At 42.2% G+C, this 16,780-nt stretch carries 9 protein-coding genes; 4 read left to right on the top strand and 5 right to left on the bottom strand.

Annotated elements, in window-relative coordinates; genetic code table 11:
• Positions 1-397 precede the first annotated feature (397 nt).
• Positions 398-6,643: a transporter substrate-binding domain-containing protein gene (locus F0226_RS15840; protein WP_171736545.1), complete on the top strand. Its 6,246-nt coding sequence runs from the start codon at positions 398-400 to the stop codon at positions 6,641-6,643.
• A 183-nt stretch (positions 6,644-6,826) separates the two neighbouring features.
• On the top strand, positions 6,827-7,609 hold the full coding sequence (locus tag F0226_RS15835; RefSeq protein WP_171736544.1) for an MBL fold metallo-hydrolase: 783 nt from the start codon (positions 6,827-6,829) through the stop codon (positions 7,607-7,609).
• Positions 7,610-7,830: 221 nt separating this feature from the next.
• On the opposite strand, the gene F0226_RS15830 is transcribed toward F0226_RS15835, so the two are convergent.
• The gene (locus F0226_RS15830; RefSeq protein ID WP_171736543.1) at positions 7,831-8,265 is read right to left on the bottom strand and encodes a RimK/LysX family protein; all 435 of its coding nucleotides are present in this window, start codon (positions 8,263-8,265) and stop codon (positions 7,831-7,833) included.
• A 32-nt stretch (positions 8,266-8,297) separates the two neighbouring features.
• A complete protein-coding gene (gene rimK / locus F0226_RS15825; RefSeq protein ID WP_171736542.1) occupies positions 8,298-9,203 on the bottom strand; it encodes a 30S ribosomal protein S6--L-glutamate ligase in 906 nt (301 codons plus the stop codon).
• Between the two features lie 699 nt (positions 9,204-9,902).
• Here rimK and F0226_RS15820 point away from each other — a divergent pair.
• Entirely contained in the window at positions 9,903-11,735 is a 1,833-nt protein-coding gene (locus F0226_RS15820; RefSeq protein WP_171736541.1) for an SgrR family transcriptional regulator, read from the top strand.
• 22 nt (positions 11,736-11,757) lie between these two features.
• Here the strand turns inward: F0226_RS15820 and F0226_RS15815 are convergent, their stop codons facing one another.
• Together F0226_RS15815 and F0226_RS15810 are read right to left on the bottom strand one after the other, a co-directional pair.
• A complete protein-coding gene (locus tag F0226_RS15815) occupies positions 11,758-12,105 on the bottom strand; it encodes a hypothetical protein (protein WP_253820845.1) in 348 nt (115 codons plus the stop codon).
• Positions 12,106-12,306: 201 nt separating this feature from the next.
• Complete coding sequence (locus F0226_RS15810; protein ID WP_171736539.1) at positions 12,307-14,034, bottom strand: RluA family pseudouridine synthase; 1,728 nt, start codon at positions 14,032-14,034, stop codon at positions 12,307-12,309.
• 588 nt (positions 14,035-14,622) lie between these two features.
• On the opposite strand from F0226_RS15810, the gene F0226_RS15805 reads away from it, so the two are divergent.
• Positions 14,623-16,224, top strand: a complete 1,602-nt coding sequence (locus F0226_RS15805; protein WP_171736538.1) for an ATP-binding cassette domain-containing protein — start codon at positions 14,623-14,625, stop codon at positions 16,222-16,224.
• A gap of 157 nt (positions 16,225-16,381) precedes the next feature.
• Here F0226_RS15805 and F0226_RS15800 read toward each other — a convergent pair whose 3' ends face one another.
• Positions 16,382-16,756 carry a nuclear transport factor 2 family protein gene (locus F0226_RS15800; RefSeq protein WP_171736537.1) on the bottom strand — a complete coding sequence of 125 codons (375 nt, stop codon included), beginning with the start codon at positions 16,754-16,756 and terminating at the stop codon, positions 16,382-16,384.
• Positions 16,757-16,780: the final 24 nt, after the last annotated feature.

Raw genomic sequence — 16,780 nt, 5'->3', positions numbered from 1 at the left:
AGCTTCATTAAAAACGACTTTTTACCGTATAATTGATTATAAAGTGTCTATTCATGCGGACCATTTATAAATTAAGCCATTTAGAAGAAACTTTTATGCGATAAAATAGAGGGATGGCTATTACGTTAATGTGGTTTTTAAGAAATAAAGAGACTAAAACTCACTTATTGATAAAGCGTTAACTTTAATGGAATGATATTCTCAATACTGTTAATGTAATTAAGCCTTCACGGATCGAAGGCTAGGAAAGCAAGTTTTATTTTGACAGGGACAGTTTCATGACCAGCATGATCCGATCGTTTTTGATCGTACTTTTCACATCTCATTTCTATTTCAGCCGAGTTGGGCTGATTCTCATACTTTTTCAGGTTCAAGCTCAAGTTCAAGTTCTGGATCTGTGCATTCCTCTCAAGCCGCGCACAGTGAAGACCCAAACAAGGGGCCAAGCAGCACTTTACCTTCTTACCAAGTGTTATTTTCACAGGCAGAACAAAACTGGATAGACAATAACCCAGTAGTGACGTTTGCCGCTGATCCTGATTTCGCCCCTGTTGAGTTTGTTGATGAACAAGGTAATTACATAGGCATTGTGGCAGATGTATTGGCTTATGTGAGTGATCAAACTGGGCTCAGCTTTGAAGTGCAGCAAACGGAAAGTTGGAAGCAGTCGGTTGAATTATTGAATGCAGGAAAAATAGATATTCTGCCTTTGATTTCATCCCATGGTCGGACTGACCAGCCGTTATTGTTTACCGAAAGTTACTTAGATTACCCAAGTGTTATTTTAGTGAGAAATGACACACAAGACGTCACTTCCCTAGATGACTTGAAAGGGCGAAAAGTGGTTGTGGTATCTGAATGGTCAGCAGAACATGATTTAAAAGAAAACCACCCAGACATTGAAATGCTTGTGGCAGGCAGCTCTAGAGAAGCCATCGATAAGTTACTGTTTGGTCATGCAGATGCCATGATCCATTACTTCCCTGTGGCATCTTATGAATTGGTGCAACGCGGAATTGGCAGTGTGCGCATTGCGGGTCGTACCGATGAAATAGATGGCGCAATGGCGACTCATAATTCGCTGCCTCTTTTGCATTCTATTCTTCAAAAAACCTTGTCAGATATTCCTCCGAGCCTTAAACAAGTTATTTTGTCTAAGTGGCTTAAAAATAGCTCGATGGATTCAGAAGACACTAAAATTGAGCTCACAGAGCAAGAGTCCCAATGGCTAAATGACAACCCAGTCATAAAGGTTGCTCATGACCAAGATTGGAAGCCCTTCAGCTTTACGCACAATGGGGAATCGAAAGGGTTTTTTGTTGAGTACGCTCGTTTGCTAGCAGATTTGTTAGATGTTGAATTTGAGTTTGTTTCTGGTCCTTGGCATCAAGTGTATAACCAAGCCACAAACAACGAAGTTGATCTTATTCTCGACCTAATCAAAACCCCAGAGCGTGAACAAAATACTTTCTTATACACACCGCCTTACGCTCGAAATCCAAACGCTATCGTGACAAAAAAATCAGCCACTTATACTGATTTGAATTCTTTGAAAGGAAAAACCGTCTCATTTGTTGAAGGCTCATTTTTGGCAGAAGTGTTAAAAGGTTATGATGTGACAATGTCACCACGACCAGACTCATTGCAAGCTTTTAAAGCCCTGCAATTTGGTGAGGTTGATGCGGTTTTATCTCGAGTGGTGATTGCCAGACAAGTGATCAACGAAAATGCACTTTATGATTTAGAAATCAAAAGTGAGCTGGATACTGGTAACAGTGAACTGGATAACATGAATATCGGCGTACCCAAGCAGAAGCCGTTATTACAGTCGATTTTGGTTAAAGCGATGCAGCGTATAGACATGAATGATGTCGACGAACTGCGTCAAAATATTCTGGCGATTGATATTGCGGAGTCGGTGAGATTAAACCGAGATGAAATTGCATCCGTCATGAAAAAACCAACACTCACCGTGAGCGCAATAAATGACAATGACCAGTTTGTTTCAAATGAACTTAGGTTTGATGTGCATAAAGCGGTGTTAGAAGCGATTGGACAAAAAGTCGGAGTCGCCTTTGAATACCATAATGACGGCATGTTGAATGGTGGGTTTGAATCGTTCAGTAATGACAACCTAGATATCATTATTGGTAACAGCGATTTCTTCGACAAAGAAAAAGACTATTCCATTAAGAAGCCCATTTTTACGTCTTACTACGCCGTAGCGATGCGCCACACATCCGATCCCATTACCTCTTTAAGTCACTTGTCATCAGAGAGAATTATTGGCGTTGTGGGTTCAAATCGCTACATTGCCGAGTTGAATAGTCTCTATCCAGATGTGTTCTTTGGCAAAGTCATGGATGAACAAACGGGCTTAGAAGAAGTACGTAATGGCAGCTTGGATGGCTTGATTTCAGACGGACTGAATTTAGAGCATTTCATTCATAAAAATGAATGGGTTGATCTGGATATTGCGTTGGTGACGAGCAAGAAAATCCAATATTTGATGGCATTCAATAATCATGTCGATAAAGGCGTTATTTCGGCATTGAATAAAGCTCAAAAGCGCCTTTCAGAAGATGAATACACTGCGATCTACGAGGAAAATTATACGCTTGCGGTGACCCCAAATGAGGGAACGGTTAAGCAGAAAGAGCTGTTTTCAGATAGCCCAATTAATACCAGCCTCATTCTTAAAGTTGCGGTGGGTATTGTGGTGGTGATCGCAGGCTTGTTCCTGTTCCCACTGCTGCTCAATCGTTATCTATCCAATAACACCATCAGCAACTTATACACCAATAAACTGATGTTGATCGCGAGTGCTTTTATTGTCGCTGTATTATCGATTGTTTCGGTCGCTGCGTATGTGGTGATTGAAAAGGTAGAGCAGCAAACCAGGCACAATATTCAAATTTCGTTATCAGGTATTACAGAAGCGCTGAATACCAGTATTGATATCTGGATCGATGGGCGAGCTTCATACATTAATTCCATTGCCAATGATCCAATATTGCACCCAATGGTCGATGAATTATTGCTGGTAGAGCCGACGAAAGAAGAGATCAAGTTCTCAACGGTACTTATCGATTTACGTGTGTACTTTGCTTCTCAGCAAGCTTTGCATGGTGATCGCGGTTTCTTCATCATTTCGAAAGATAGAATCAACATTGCTTCAATGCGTGACAGTAACCTAGGTGAAGTCAATGTCATACAGCAGCAAAGACCAGAGCTACTAGATAGAGTCTTTTTGGGTGAAACCGTGTTGATCACACCGATCGCCTCTGATCTTTCTGACGGCGGTGAAGATGTCGATGCCACCATGTTTATCGCAGCCCCTATTTTTGATGGGGTTGGCGAGGTGATCGCGGCCATGACGATTCGTTATGATCCTGCTTTTGAATTCAGCCAAATCTTCTCATCTGGCAGCGTTGGTCAGTCGGGTGAATCTTATGCATTTGATAAAAACGGCATGTTCCTTTCTCGTAGCCGATTTGAAGAGACGCTAAAAAATGCCAACTTATTAGGCAGAGATGCCAATGCCATTCTTAATATGCAGCTTTTGAAACCGAAAGTAGCGGTGTCTGGTGCCACTCCGGCAGACAAGTTCTTGAGCGACGATGAACGTTTCACTAAAGCGTTCGTGGGAGCCATTCGTGATACAAAAGGTAGCAGCGGAGAAGGGTACTTAGATTATCGAGGCATCCCAGTGTTGGGAAGTTGGGTATGGCGAGAGAATGATCAGTTCGGCTTTGTCACTGAAATAGATGAAAAAGAAGCGCTAAAAGGCTACATCTTTACGCGAAACCTCATTGTGTCTTTGCTGTCGTTCACCGTTTTTCTAACCATTGGTTTAACGGGGTTGAGTTTATGGTTAGGGAGACGTACTCAAACTGTATTAATGAAATCAAATGAAGAGCTAGAGCAAAGCGTTCGGGAACGTACATTGAGCTTAACTAGCATTATCGAAACGGCGATCGACGGCATTATTGTGCTGGATGAAGACGGCGATATTGTGGAATTCAGCCCTGCTGCCGAGCGCATTTTTGGTTACCTGAAATCAGAAGTCATCCATGAAAATATTAATATGCTCATGAAGCCCATCAATATGGATGACGATACTTATATTGAACCTAGCGTTTGTAAAGATCTGGAATACTTAGCTAAATGCAAAGATGGCAGTGTAATTGCCATAGAAATTTCAGCCGCTGCCGCAACGATTGACGATATGGCTTTTTATACGTGCATGGTACGTGACATTACTCAACGTAAAGCCACGCAAGATGCCCTAGAGCAAGCCAAAAATGCCGCTGAAGAGGCAACCAAATCTAAAAGTGATTTCCTTGCCAATATGAGCCATGAAATTCGCACTCCGATGAATGCCATTATTGGTATGAGCTATTTGGCTTTGCAGACGGAACTCACACGCAAGCAAGGCGACTACCTTAATAAAATTCTCAATGCTTCTAATTCACTGTTGGGTGTCATTAACGATATTTTGGATTTCTCGAAAATTGAAGCGGGTAAGTTAGATTTAGAAGTGATTCCATTTTCGATTGATGGCGTGATGGATAATATTTCCAACATTGTGACCGTGAAATCACGCGAGAAGAACTTAGAGTTTTTGATTGCGATTGACCCTGAAGTGCCACCTGTTTTATTGGGCGACCCACTTCGTATCGGTCAGGTGTTATTGAATTTAGCCAATAATGCGGTGAAGTTTACCAAAGCAGGGGAAGTGGTCGTTAAAGTTGAGTTGATTGCGCCCCAGGGTTTGGTTGATAGCAAGGGTAATACTGCTCAGCTTCGCTTTATGGTGCAAGATTCCGGCATTGGAATGACCGATGAACAAATGCAGCGCCTATTTACTGCTTTCTCTCAAGCGGACAGTTCGGTAACGCGCCAATATGGTGGTACAGGGTTAGGGCTGACCATTTCTAAAAATCTGGTTGAGCTGATGAACGGTGAAATTGGCTGTGAGAGTACCGAAGGTGTTGGCAGCACCTTCTTCTTCACAGTTGATTTGCCTGTTGATCAAAATGCTCATGCGAAATTGCCGCGTTTATCTAATGACTACCAAGGCTTAAAAACCTTGATAGTGGATGACTCAGAAGAGTCTCGCGATATCTTAATTAGCATGACTCAGTCTATGGGGCTACGCGCTGAAGCCGTCAGCTCGGGGATGCTTGCTCTTGTGGAACTGACAGAATCGGATGGCAATGGTCAGCCTTATGACTTGGTGATCATGGATTACAAAATGCCGCATATGAGTGGCATTGATACGATTGAATCCCTCCGAAAGCTAAAACTCTCTATATCGCCAAAAGTCATCACGGTTACAGCGTATGCTGAAGATGAAGTCAGGGAACAAGCGCAAAAGCTTCATCTAGATGGATTCTTAGCTAAGCCTGTTTCTTCATCTAGCTTATTTGACTCAATTTCAGATGCATTTGATGACAGAACGACCAATAGCTCTATTGCGATTAATACCACTAATTTGATGGATGTCGACATTGCTGAAGGTGTTCGTGGGGCAGATATATTGCTGGTGGAAGATAACGAGGTGAATCAGCAAGTGGCAACGGAACTGTTAGAACTCGCGCAGTTCAATGTGACCATCGCGAACAATGGGGAAGAAGCGGTAGAAGCCGTGCAAAATAACTCGTTTGACGTAGTGCTGATGGATATCCAAATGCCCGTGATGGATGGTTATCTAGCCACGGAAAAGATCCGAAATGAACTGCAAATGACAGATCTTCCTATTATTGCGATGACTGCCAATGCAATGGCAAGCGATAAAGAAAAATGCCTAAATGCAGGCATGAATGATCACGTCGCAAAGCCGATTGATCCGAATGCCTTATTCCATGTATTAAACCAATGGATCACTCCGAAAGACCGTGAGTTGCCAGAGCTTATCGGTATGGAAGAATCTGAATTAAGTGAGACTGAAGTTGAACTGCCTACTCTAGAAGGCTTTGATGTTGAAAGTGCGGTCGCAAGAATGGGGGGACGATTGAAGTCCTACAACAAGGCACTAAGCATGGTGAGTGAGACATTACTGGCTTCAGTTGAAGAGACAAAACACGCACTTGCAAGTGATGACATTGCTCAAGCGGGGCTGGTGACCCATACCTTAAAAGGGGTGTCGGGCAATATCGGTTGCGCGGCTCTCTTTGATGCGACCAAAGATCTTGAATCTGTACTTTTAGACCGCGAACCTCAACAAGAGGCACACTTAGAAGATACGCATGCTTCATCAGTAGTGAATCACCCTGACATTGGCGATCTATTTAACTGCGTTGAAAAAGCAGCTATACAAGCAGCGCAGGTTATTACTGACTACTTAAATAGGTTATCGCAAGAAAGCTCTTACACAGAAGGAGCCGAGGGCAATCAGCAAAATATCGATAGGGCTCAAGTTCAAAACTTAATGCAACAATTAGCCGTTGAGATGAATGAGTACGATATGAATGCTGGAGAAACGTGCGAAGTGCTCGTCGAATTATTAACAGGTACTGAAGTGAGTGAAGACGTGATGAAGCTTGATGGATATGTATCCGGCTATGAATTCGATGAAGCTTTGGAGTTACTTAAGTCGATAGAAAGTAAGCTACTGGCTTCGGAAAGCACCATGGATTAATGCTAATCCATAGGTTTGAGTGATAGGAAAGAGGCGAGCGTGGTGCTCGCCTTTTTGTTATCGGTATCAATAAACGCATCGAAAATCATCGTTGTGAAACCCTTCCTTGTATATCTCTGCTATATTCTGGTCAGACCAGGTGTTGCTAGATTGTTAAATTTGGCACTTATACAAGGATGTAATTTGCAACTTCATACGATCAAAGGCTATATCCAAGCCATGTATTTGGTGGAATACCCCGATAAGCTATTACTGCTAGATGGGGCATGCCGAGCAGATATCCCTCATTTGAAACAGTTTATTGAATCGGATCTAAAACGACCTTTTAGTGACTTACATACCGTGGTGGTCACTCACATGCACCCTGACCATGCGGGCGCTGCGCATAAATTGAGAGCTTTGACTGGATGCCGACTGGTCGCAGCCAAACGAGACAAAGATTGGTACCACGGTTGGGATGGGTTTCTAATGCATTTAACTGACTTGGCTTTGGCTCGGTGGATGGCAAACCGATTGGGGAAACCCAAAGCGAACTTGTGGTATTCACGCAAGTTGAAGCCGGATTTCACGTTAGAGGATGGTGATGCTATTCCTGAATTTTTAGAGTGGCAGGTACTTGAAACCCCAGGTCATACTGACCGTGATTTAACCGTGTATTGTCCTTCGCATAAAATTGCTTATGTGGCTGACTTAATGGTTGAAGTGAAGAAGAAATTGATTCCGCCATTCCCCATTTTTCATCCGAACCAGTACCGAAGATCTGTAGAACGTATTTTTAAACTAGAGGTGGATACTTTACTTGCGGCGCATGGCGGTCAAATTCAATTAACTGAACAAGCATTCGCCCACTTAATGGAAAGCGCCCCACGAAGCCCTGTCACCCACTGGCGAGTGACTAAAATAAAGTCGAAGAGTTTGGTGAAGTCGATGTGGTCGTGGGCGTTTAAATCTCGAAAATCAGCCTAAATCCTAAAGCTAGACAGCTAAGGTAACAAACAAAAAAGGCGAACCATATAATGGTTCGCCGTTCTTAATTGGGCAATCATCTCTCATGGGGTAAGTTTTTGTGGAGCATCAGCTTACCCAGATTATGCCGAATGACTTTTTATTTAGTTACTTAGTTGCTTGCTTGGTCATCAACCGGTATTCAGTTACTGGCTTGTTTGTGACACGTCACTAGCTTTGAATCAACCTTCGTTGCGAAGCAAGAATGACTCATTTGGATCAACGATCACTTTATCGCTCATTCCTTGTCTGCCAAGCAGCATCATGTAAGTCATATCTTGACGGTTGCTCAATGTAATATCGATTGGCCATTGCTTTCCGCCAATCTCGAGCATGGTTTCAATCACGCAGCGATGTTCAGATTCACCATTCGATGATTTAATCTTTCTGCTCGCCTTTAACTTACTTTTACAACGCACCGTTTCTTCTAAATGATAGATGTCTGGGTGTAAATCGAATTCAACGTACTTTTCACCGTTTTCTTTCAAGCAGATAATATTGTCTACATGCAGTGAAGATGTTTTTGCACCCGTATCAACACGAGTATGTAAACGAGCAATCCCTAACTCTGGTAAGCATAGTGCTTCTGTATTCCCTATGATCATTTTATTGTTCATATTTTTTCCAATCATGAGTAAACGGCGTTAAATCAGCCTTTACCGCGAGTACGGTTCGCATTTGGTTTTGCGTTTTTTTCGATAAATTCGAAAATCATATCAGCAACATCTTTGCCCGTTGCTTTCTCAATGCCTTCTAAACCAGGTGAAGAGTTTACTTCCATTACTACTGGTCCATTCTTAGATTGTAGAATATCTACACCACATAGGTTTAATCCCATGATCTTTGCAGCATTGATTGCAGTTGCGCGCTCTTCTTTGGTCAGTTTAACCAGTTGTGCAGTGCCGCCACGGTGCAGGTTAGAGCGGAACTCTCCCTCACCAGCTTGGCGTTTCATTGCTGCAATAACCTTATTACCAACAACGAAGCAGCGAATATCAGCACCATTTGCTTCTTCAATAAACTCTTGAACCAAGATGTTCGCTTTAAGCCCCATGAAAGCTTCAATAACGCTTTCAGCTGCTTTGTTTGTTTCTGCTAGAACAACGCCGATACCTTGCGTACCTTCCAGAAGCTTAATCACAAGTGGCGCACCACCTACGTTTTTGATCAAGTCTTGAATCTTGTCTGGGCGGCTAGCGAACCCTGTTTTTGGTAAGCCAACACCTTTACGAGACAATAGCTGCAGTGAGCGCAGTTTGTCGCGAGAACGGCTAATTGCTACAGATTCATTAATACAAAAAGTACCCATCATTTCGAATTGGCGTACAACCGCAGTACCGTAAAAGGTAATAGAAGCGCCAATACGTGGGATAACCGCATCGTATTGAGCTAGCTCTTCACCCATGTAGCGAATCTTCGGATTGTTACTCGCGATATCTATATCACAGTGCAGCGTGTCGATAACATCGACCTGATGACCACGAGCTTCTCCAGCCGCTTTTAAGCGAGAAGTAGAGTATAGATTTTCGTTGCGAGAAAGAATTGCGATACGCATGGCGTTTCCTTAATAAATACCCGGTTGGTAACTGCGAAATAAAAAATGTTTTGTAATAAATCATTCGTGTTTAAACAGTGTATGGGCGTATTCATGTTTGGAACTTCGCCTATTTAACCCTGCTTATTAATGTCTGTTTCCAAGTTAGGAGAGGGTGATTTCTTGCTCCCTTCTCGGCTTAGGAGCGCACCTTAAGGCTTTTGCTTAATTTAGGAAAACGAATAAATTTTGTCGATTCGACAATGTTTTTTTATCGAGTGTTTGAGTTATTGGTACGGGGAGTTTTAAGGTGGTTTTTTAAGGGAAAGTGAGCCGAGTCCTAACTCATATTGGGGGTAGGAGCATAAACGGTATTCCTCGTCTCACTTAATCTTAAGTCTCTCAGTGTACTAATTACTCCACTGGCATAGTTGGATGAGTGCTTTAAGCGCCTCTTTCTCAAATTGCGTTTTAGCTGATTTAAGACGGAGTAAATAGTGTTTATTCAGTTCTGATTTTTCAGTACGTATCTTCATAATAATCACGCTTTATCAGGTGTGTGGGCTTGGTATGGAAGTATTATGGTTGATAAATAGGATGTTAAAAACAGATGATTAATTTAATCATTGTTCCTGTTTTTGATCTAAATATGAATTTTTACGTATTTATCTCTTATAATAGCCATAAAGCGGAACGATTTTTTATTAGAAGGTTCACCATTTGTCTGATTTAAATTTAATGCGCTATTACCTTAGGCTGGAGAGTTTTGAAGCCGAAGTGAAGGCGAGCGTGACTTTATCTGAAATTGCCGAGTTACTTTTTACAAGCTTAAGGCACGCTCGAACGTTATTAGGGAAAATGCATCAAGAAGAGTGGATTATTTGGGAACCTAAACCAGGGCGAAACCAGCGTTCCAGTTTAACCTTACGCTATTCAATGCTTGGCTTAAAAGAGCATATTGCCGCGAAATTTATTGAAGAGGGAAAGTACGAAAAGGCGCTTTCTATTCTTGATGGAGACCGCAGCGTGTTTGGGTCTCTATTGCAAGAAACATCTGGCGCGACCATGCGTGAAGGGTTGTTGCATGTGCAGCTTACGTATAAGCGTAAATTTGAAGATCTTTTTCCTCACCATATCCAGCGCAGTAGTGAACGCTTTCTATTAAGACAAGTATTCAGTTGCTTAGTCAGTTGTAGCTCAGAAGGTAAGCTTGAGCCTGAATTGGCACACCATTGGAAATATGATTCTGAGCGTTACTTGTGGACCTTCTATCTAAGACCTGGCTTAACATTTCATGATGGGCAAACGATAGAAGCCAAGCAACTGGTTGCTCTTTTTAATGCACTAAAGGAATTGTCTTTTTATCAGGCTGAGCTTGAGCATGTTGAGTCGGTATACAGTGAGCAACCATTGCAACTATGCTTTAAGTTATCGAAAGCGGATAAAGGGTTTGCGGGTTTATTAGCGGGTGTTAAGTATTCCATACAACCTGTGGAGCAAGTGACTCGCAAAGCCGTGAAGGCTGTACCTCAACATAAAGTTGCCTCCCAACATAAAACAGCCCACCAAAATAAAGCGGCGCCCCAACATATTATTGGAACCGGACCATTTAGGATCGTGGAGCGAAATCACGATAGGCTTAAACTGGCTGCATTTGATCACTATTACGGGTGTCGCTCCCTTACGGATGAAGTCACCATTTGGCAATTTGAGGAATCGATGACAGGCTCTGCTCGTTTTGATGACAGCCAGATGCAGGTATCTTCTGAGCAAAATTCAGCCTGTTTTCATCAATTAGGAAAGACGAATACCGATCTTGTTTCTTCCGAGAGTGATGAGCAATACAGTAGAGTTGAAGATGGGTGTCTGTTTATCTTGTTTAACCAAGCCGCGGAAAAGACTTCATTGACGCATGAACAAAGAAAGTACCTCGCACAAATACTCAGTTCTGAAGCCATTCAATCTCAATTAGAAGCGAATAAGGGAACGTTTAGCGTCGAGTTTGCAGACAACATCTTACCTAAATGGCAAAAAGTACATCGCTCCCCTGCAATTGTTACGGAGATTCCAAAGCGACTGTCGATTGCGGTTTATGATTACTATGCGCTGTACCGCTGCGCGATAAGTATTTCAGATATCCTCAAAAGATATGGCGTAGAAGTGGAAGTGAACACTTACAGTTATCGAGAATTAGCACAATGTTCACAAGCTAATGAGCTTACGGAAGACTTAGTACTGTGTAATTTGAATTTAGATGATAACGCACCATCGTCATTATTTTCATGGCTCATGAACGATCCAGTACTTCACTCGGCGTTAGGCCAATTAAATAGCGATTGGTTAAAGCGACAGTTGGACAATCATAAAGCATCAGTAGAGTTATCTGACTATTTAGAAAGGTTAGAGCCTATCGCTTCGACTCTGGTTTCTGATTACTGGTTGCTGCCCATGTTTCACCATCTGCAAACCGTTCGTTTTCAAGGTATCCTTAAAAATGTGGCGATTACCAACTGGGGATGGCCTGAATTTAAAGGGGTATGGTCAACAGACTAGAATGCTTTGCTCTGCTTTTTGATTAGCGTTTCTCGATCAACCCGTTGCGCTGAAGTCCGCGTCTAACACTGTTGCACAGTTTGCCAAATCGGCGAAGCTCTTCAAAATTAGGCGCTTCACCCCTTGCGATACTGTGTTCCCAATACACCAATTCGGAATCGACGAGTTCCAGCAGTTTTTTAGAACAGCCAATACAGCTTCCTTTAGGGCCGCAAATAAAAGTCTCGGACTCATAGAGAGGGAGCTCGGCTTTTACTTCTTCTATCAAGCTCAGCATTGCAGTTTTTAGGTTGGGCTTACGATCAGTAATGGTGTGAATGTTGGCAGCTTGATGCTCATTAGAACTCGCAATAGTTACTGCTTGTAGCATGGTCATAACTCAATAGAAAACGAGCGGGCTATCCTAGTCTCGTTTACTGTTCGCAGTTTGATTTAATGCAAGATAAGGGTAGAAATAGCCAAAAGGGGTAGGTGTTACGAGAAGGGAGTTGAAATGACAGTATCTATCATTTCAACTTTTAATGCTTAATGCTTAATGCTTAATGCTTAATGCTTAATGCTTAATGCTTAATCAGAAGTATTCTTCGACCTTAAATACTAACCACTCTTTTGTTACTGGGTGTTCAACTTCAAGGGTTTCAGCATGTAAGTGCAAACGGTTAGATTTATGACCGTATAAATCATCACCTCTAATTGGCATATGCAAACCTTCAGTATGTGAACAATGAACGCGTAGCTGATGAGTCCGGCCTGTTTTTGGGTATAAATAAACTTTGGTTGAGTCTTCATATCGCTCAACCACTTCCCACTTTGTCTCTGCAACCTTACCGTGCTCGTGGCACACCATTTGTCGTGGTCTATCGTTAATGTCGCCCCTAAGCGGTAAATGGATATAACCTTCATCGTCACTCAAAACGCCTTCCACCAAAGCCACATAGCGCTTTTTAACTTCTCTTGCCATGAACTGTTTTTGTAGGCTTTTATTGGCGCGTTTGGTTAATGCAAAAATCAAGATACCGGAGGTCGACATATCCAACCTATGGATAACAAATGGCCCTTCAACATCGGTAAATTGCTCTTCAATACGCAGAGCTGCTGAATCTTTGATAGTACGGCCGGGTACAGATAAAAACTCGGCAGGTTTGTTCACCACCACAATATGATCGTCTTGATAAATGATATCGAGATCTTTGCCTTCCGCAGGGTTTTCTAATAACGGGTTACTGTCCATTTCTATGCCTTGCAGCATGTGTCCGAGTATTGGCTCACATTTGCTTTGGCAAGATGCATAATATTTTTTATGTTTACGGACTTCAGATTTCGGTGAGGCTCCCCACCAAAATTCTGCCATCGCAATGGGGATGAAATTGTGTGAGAAAGCATACTGCAACAGTTTAGGCGCAGCGCATTCGCCAGAACCCGCTGGTGGAACTTGATTAGGCGTATTCACAAATATCTCATTCAGATCTTTAATGTCACCGTGGGTGTTCAAAAAAGCGTATTGCTGGAAGAGCTTATGTTGTAAAACATTCGACAAACGAGCACGTTCTTCTTTGAATTGTGCTATTTCATCCGTGAAAACACTTAACTTATCACTTAAAGCTTTCAGCCTATTATCCCAATCTAGTTTGAGATACTTAAGTTTGTTCTTGTCGGCAATACTCTGTTTCCCCAGCTTATTAGTAAGCTCAAGTAACGCGTCATTGTCTAGTTTAACTTCGCCTTCTGCACGCTGTGCTTTGCGCTCTTTTCTGCCTTCAATAATGGACTGGCGCTGTGCTTCTAATTCAATCTCAGATTGCGCAACGTTTTGAGCCAATAGATCTTTTAATGCGAGATATTCAGGGGCTATCAGCAGGGCTTTATATTGGTCGCTGACTTTTGTCACACCCGCTAATTGACCTCGATAAAAACTGCCTTCAGCTAGCATATCAAAGACTGGTGGCACAAAGCCTGGAAGTAAATTTTGGTCAGCAATTTTACCTGAGAAAGCCGAAAGAAACCCGAGTTCACCTTGCTCATTTTTCACAATCAAGACGCCAAACATTTTGCCACGCTCTTTCGTGGCTTTCGTTTCATGTTTAGCTGACGTTTCTTGTTTAGCTGAAGCTGTGCGTTCTTCTAGGCCAAAGTCATGAAACCATTCTGTTTGTTCCAGCAAATGATCTTGAAGCTGCTGGGCGGCGAGTTCACATAATGGGTGCGGCTCATAGTAAAAAGGAAAGGTAAATTTTTCAGGGAGCGAATATGCCTCGATAGATTGATTAAAGCGGGTAAAAAGAGTGTTTGATGAAGGCATATGGATAAGTCGACTCGTGAAAAAGTAAACCGCAGCGACTAAGAAGCGCTAGGGTATTTAGTGGCGTTGATTCTACTGGTTTGAGGGCTATTCATCAAAAATTTCATCTAAGGTGAACTCTCCTTGAAATTACTCAGCATCATTGCTTATAATCTCGCCATCATATCTTTCGGAGCTAACGCCATAATGAAGTACTAACGTCCTGACAGTCATTTTAAATCCAATTTTAGACTCTCGGGGTTAGTGGGCGTTGCTTTTCGTCATACCTATCTTGTATCACGCTGTATATCGTTTTTAGATTTCTCATTCGAGCTAGCTGACTTATCAGCTTATGTAGCTTGTGTAAGCAATTTAACATTGAATATTAAACATTCAGCATTAAGTTTTTAGTCAGTTCTTTTGTTAGTCATTGAAAGCTATACGTAAAAAGCTAACAATAACAGCTAAGAACTAACAGTAAGAGCTAAGAGCTTTTCAGCCACAAGACTAGATCTGCACACAAATATCCGGCGCTCTGCCTTTTCGATTCGATCTATTCGAATGAAGGAACAACCCCTTTTGCATTTTTTCGTAAAAGGAGGTATTCACATGCCTACATTAATTTCACATCAATTGTCTTTTCAACTTTCTACTGGTGAATGGTTGTTTAAAGACATTAATTTCAATCTAGAGCCAGGGCTCACGGGTTTAGTTGGGCGAAATGGCTCTGGGAAATCCGTATTGGTGTCACTTTTGAATGGCCGCCAAATGGCGACAGAAGGTTACGTTCAACGCCAAGGAAAGGTTGGGTTCTATTCGCAACTTCCCTCCGAGCTTTTATCCAGTGACATCACTATTTCTGACTATTTAGGGCTAACCGAAATTCGTTTGGCTTTGCGAGCAATAGAAGCTGGGCACTGTGATGATCAATATTTCGATTTGATTGGAGAAGATTGGGATATTGAATCTCGAACTCAGTCCATACTTGCAGACTTAAGAGTGCCTTGTGATTTAGACACTCAGTGCTCAACGTTAAGCGGGGGGCAATTAGCATTGCTGCAATTGCATAAATTGTTCGAGTCGGATGCCGAGGTTTTACTGTTGGACGAACCTTCTAATCATCTAGATTCGGTAGGTAAAGCTTGGTTAGTTCAGCGTTTACAGACCTTCTCTCAAGAGAGTTCAAATTCAGGATCACATCGAAGCGTGCTTTTGGTGAGCCATGATAGAAGCTTACTTAGACAAGTTGGCGGTATTTATCAACTCACTAAGCTAGGTTTACGATACTTTAAAGGCAATTATGATCACTTCGTGGAGCAAACGACTCAGCAAAGTACTGCGCTTAATCGTCAGATTGATCACTTAAAAACGGAAAAGAAAAAGATAGAACGCCAAGCACAGGTTAACCGAGAAAAAGCGCAGCAGCGTGAAGCGCATGGTAATCGCATCCGAAAATCTGGCAGCCAGCCGAAGATTTTAATGGATGCGATGAAAGGAAAAGCGGAGAAAACCCGTTCAGCTTTGTTAACGAACCAACACAACCAAATGGAACGTAACCAAGAAAAGCTGCAATCACTGATGAAACAGAAAGAGATACTTAAACCTCAAGCTATGTATCTTCAATCATCAAGTGAAGTAAAAAAGCGAACCTTAGTTAACCTGGAAGAATGTCGATTAGATTTTGGTTCGGGTATCCCTTTATCTATGGCTATTTCACAATCAGATCGATGTTATCTTCAAGGGAATAATGGGTGTGGGAAATCTACCTTGTTGAAAGCAATTCAAGGGATGCACAATCGATATCGTGGTGAGCTTAAAGTCATGACTAAAACTATGTATTTAGATCAGCATTTTGGCTTGTTTGAAAATGAAGATTCGATGCTTGATAGCCTTATGCACACTTGCCGAGGGTTGATTGAAAGTGAAGCTCGAACGTTATTGGCTGGCATCGGCTTTCGCAGAGACAGTGTTCATCGAGAAGTTAAACATTTGAGTGGTGGTGAGAAAATGAAGCTGTCTATGTTGATGGTGAGCCATATTGAGGATGCGTCACTTTTACTGCTTGATGAGCCTGATAACCATCTGGATATAGAATCTAAGCGAATCCTTGCTGAAGCGTTGAATCAATACAAAGGCAGCTTTATCTTGGTGAGTCATGATGTGGACTTTGTTGAAGAGGTTGGGGTCAATAAACGAATATCTTTAAGCTAACAGCAGAAAACATCACTCTAAAATAACAAAACCTGCCTGCGGTTTCAGTTGGAAACCATTTCAGGCAGGTTTTCTAGTTTCTAGTTTCTAGTTTCTAGTTTCGAATTCGGTTCTGGCACCTTGTGTTGAGGTTACAGGAATTGAACCAGGGGTGAGCTTATCGCTCACCTTGTACTTCGAAATCATCAAAAACTAGGCGTGCTTTGCCATCATCTTGGATTTTCCAATGTTCGCGGTGAACCACACCAAATGCTTTATTCATCGTCCAGTTTGCAGTCAAAATGAAGCCATCGTCTTCAATTGGCTCCCACTTTACTTCAGTGTAATCCACGTCAGCAAAACCTTGGGCGATAATGTTTTGCCAGAATGCTTGAATCTCTTCACGACCAGTAAACGTACCAAACGGACGAGCTTCCATTACTGTGCCTTCAGCATACTGTGCAGCACAGCCCGCAGCGTCTTGAGAGTTGAATGCTTGTTGCCATGCAGAAATAGCGGCTTTACATGCGTCTAATACTTGTTCGTTTGTCATTTTGTTTCTCCTAAATCGTGTATG

Source organism: Vibrio sp. 99-70-13A1 (assembly GCF_013114625.1).
Taxonomy (GTDB): domain Bacteria; phylum Pseudomonadota; class Gammaproteobacteria; order Enterobacterales; family Vibrionaceae; genus Vibrio.
Note: the sequence above shows the minus strand (reverse complement) of the source record. Positions and strands in the feature narration are given on the sequence as shown.

Excerpts from the sequence above, each read along its gene's own strand:
- F0226_RS15830 (WP_171736543.1), bottom strand. The coding sequence starts at position 8,265 with ATGAACAATAAAATGATCATAGGGAATACAGAAGCACTATGCTTACCA.
- F0226_RS15805 (WP_171736538.1), top strand. The coding sequence starts at position 14,623 with ATGCCTACATTAATTTCACATCAATTGTCTTTTCAACTTTCTACTGGT.
- F0226_RS15810 (WP_171736539.1), bottom strand. The coding sequence starts at position 14,034 with ATGCCTTCATCAAACACTCTTTTTACCCGCTTTAATCAATCTATCGAG.
- F0226_RS15815 (WP_253820845.1), bottom strand. The coding sequence starts at position 12,105 with ATGCTACAAGCAGTAACTATTGCGAGTTCTAATGAGCATCAAGCTGCC.
- rimK (WP_171736542.1), bottom strand. The coding sequence starts at position 9,203 with ATGCGTATCGCAATTCTTTCTCGCAACGAAAATCTATACTCTACTTCT.
- F0226_RS15800 (WP_171736537.1), bottom strand. The coding sequence starts at position 16,756 with ATGACAAACGAACAAGTATTAGACGCATGTAAAGCCGCTATTTCTGCA.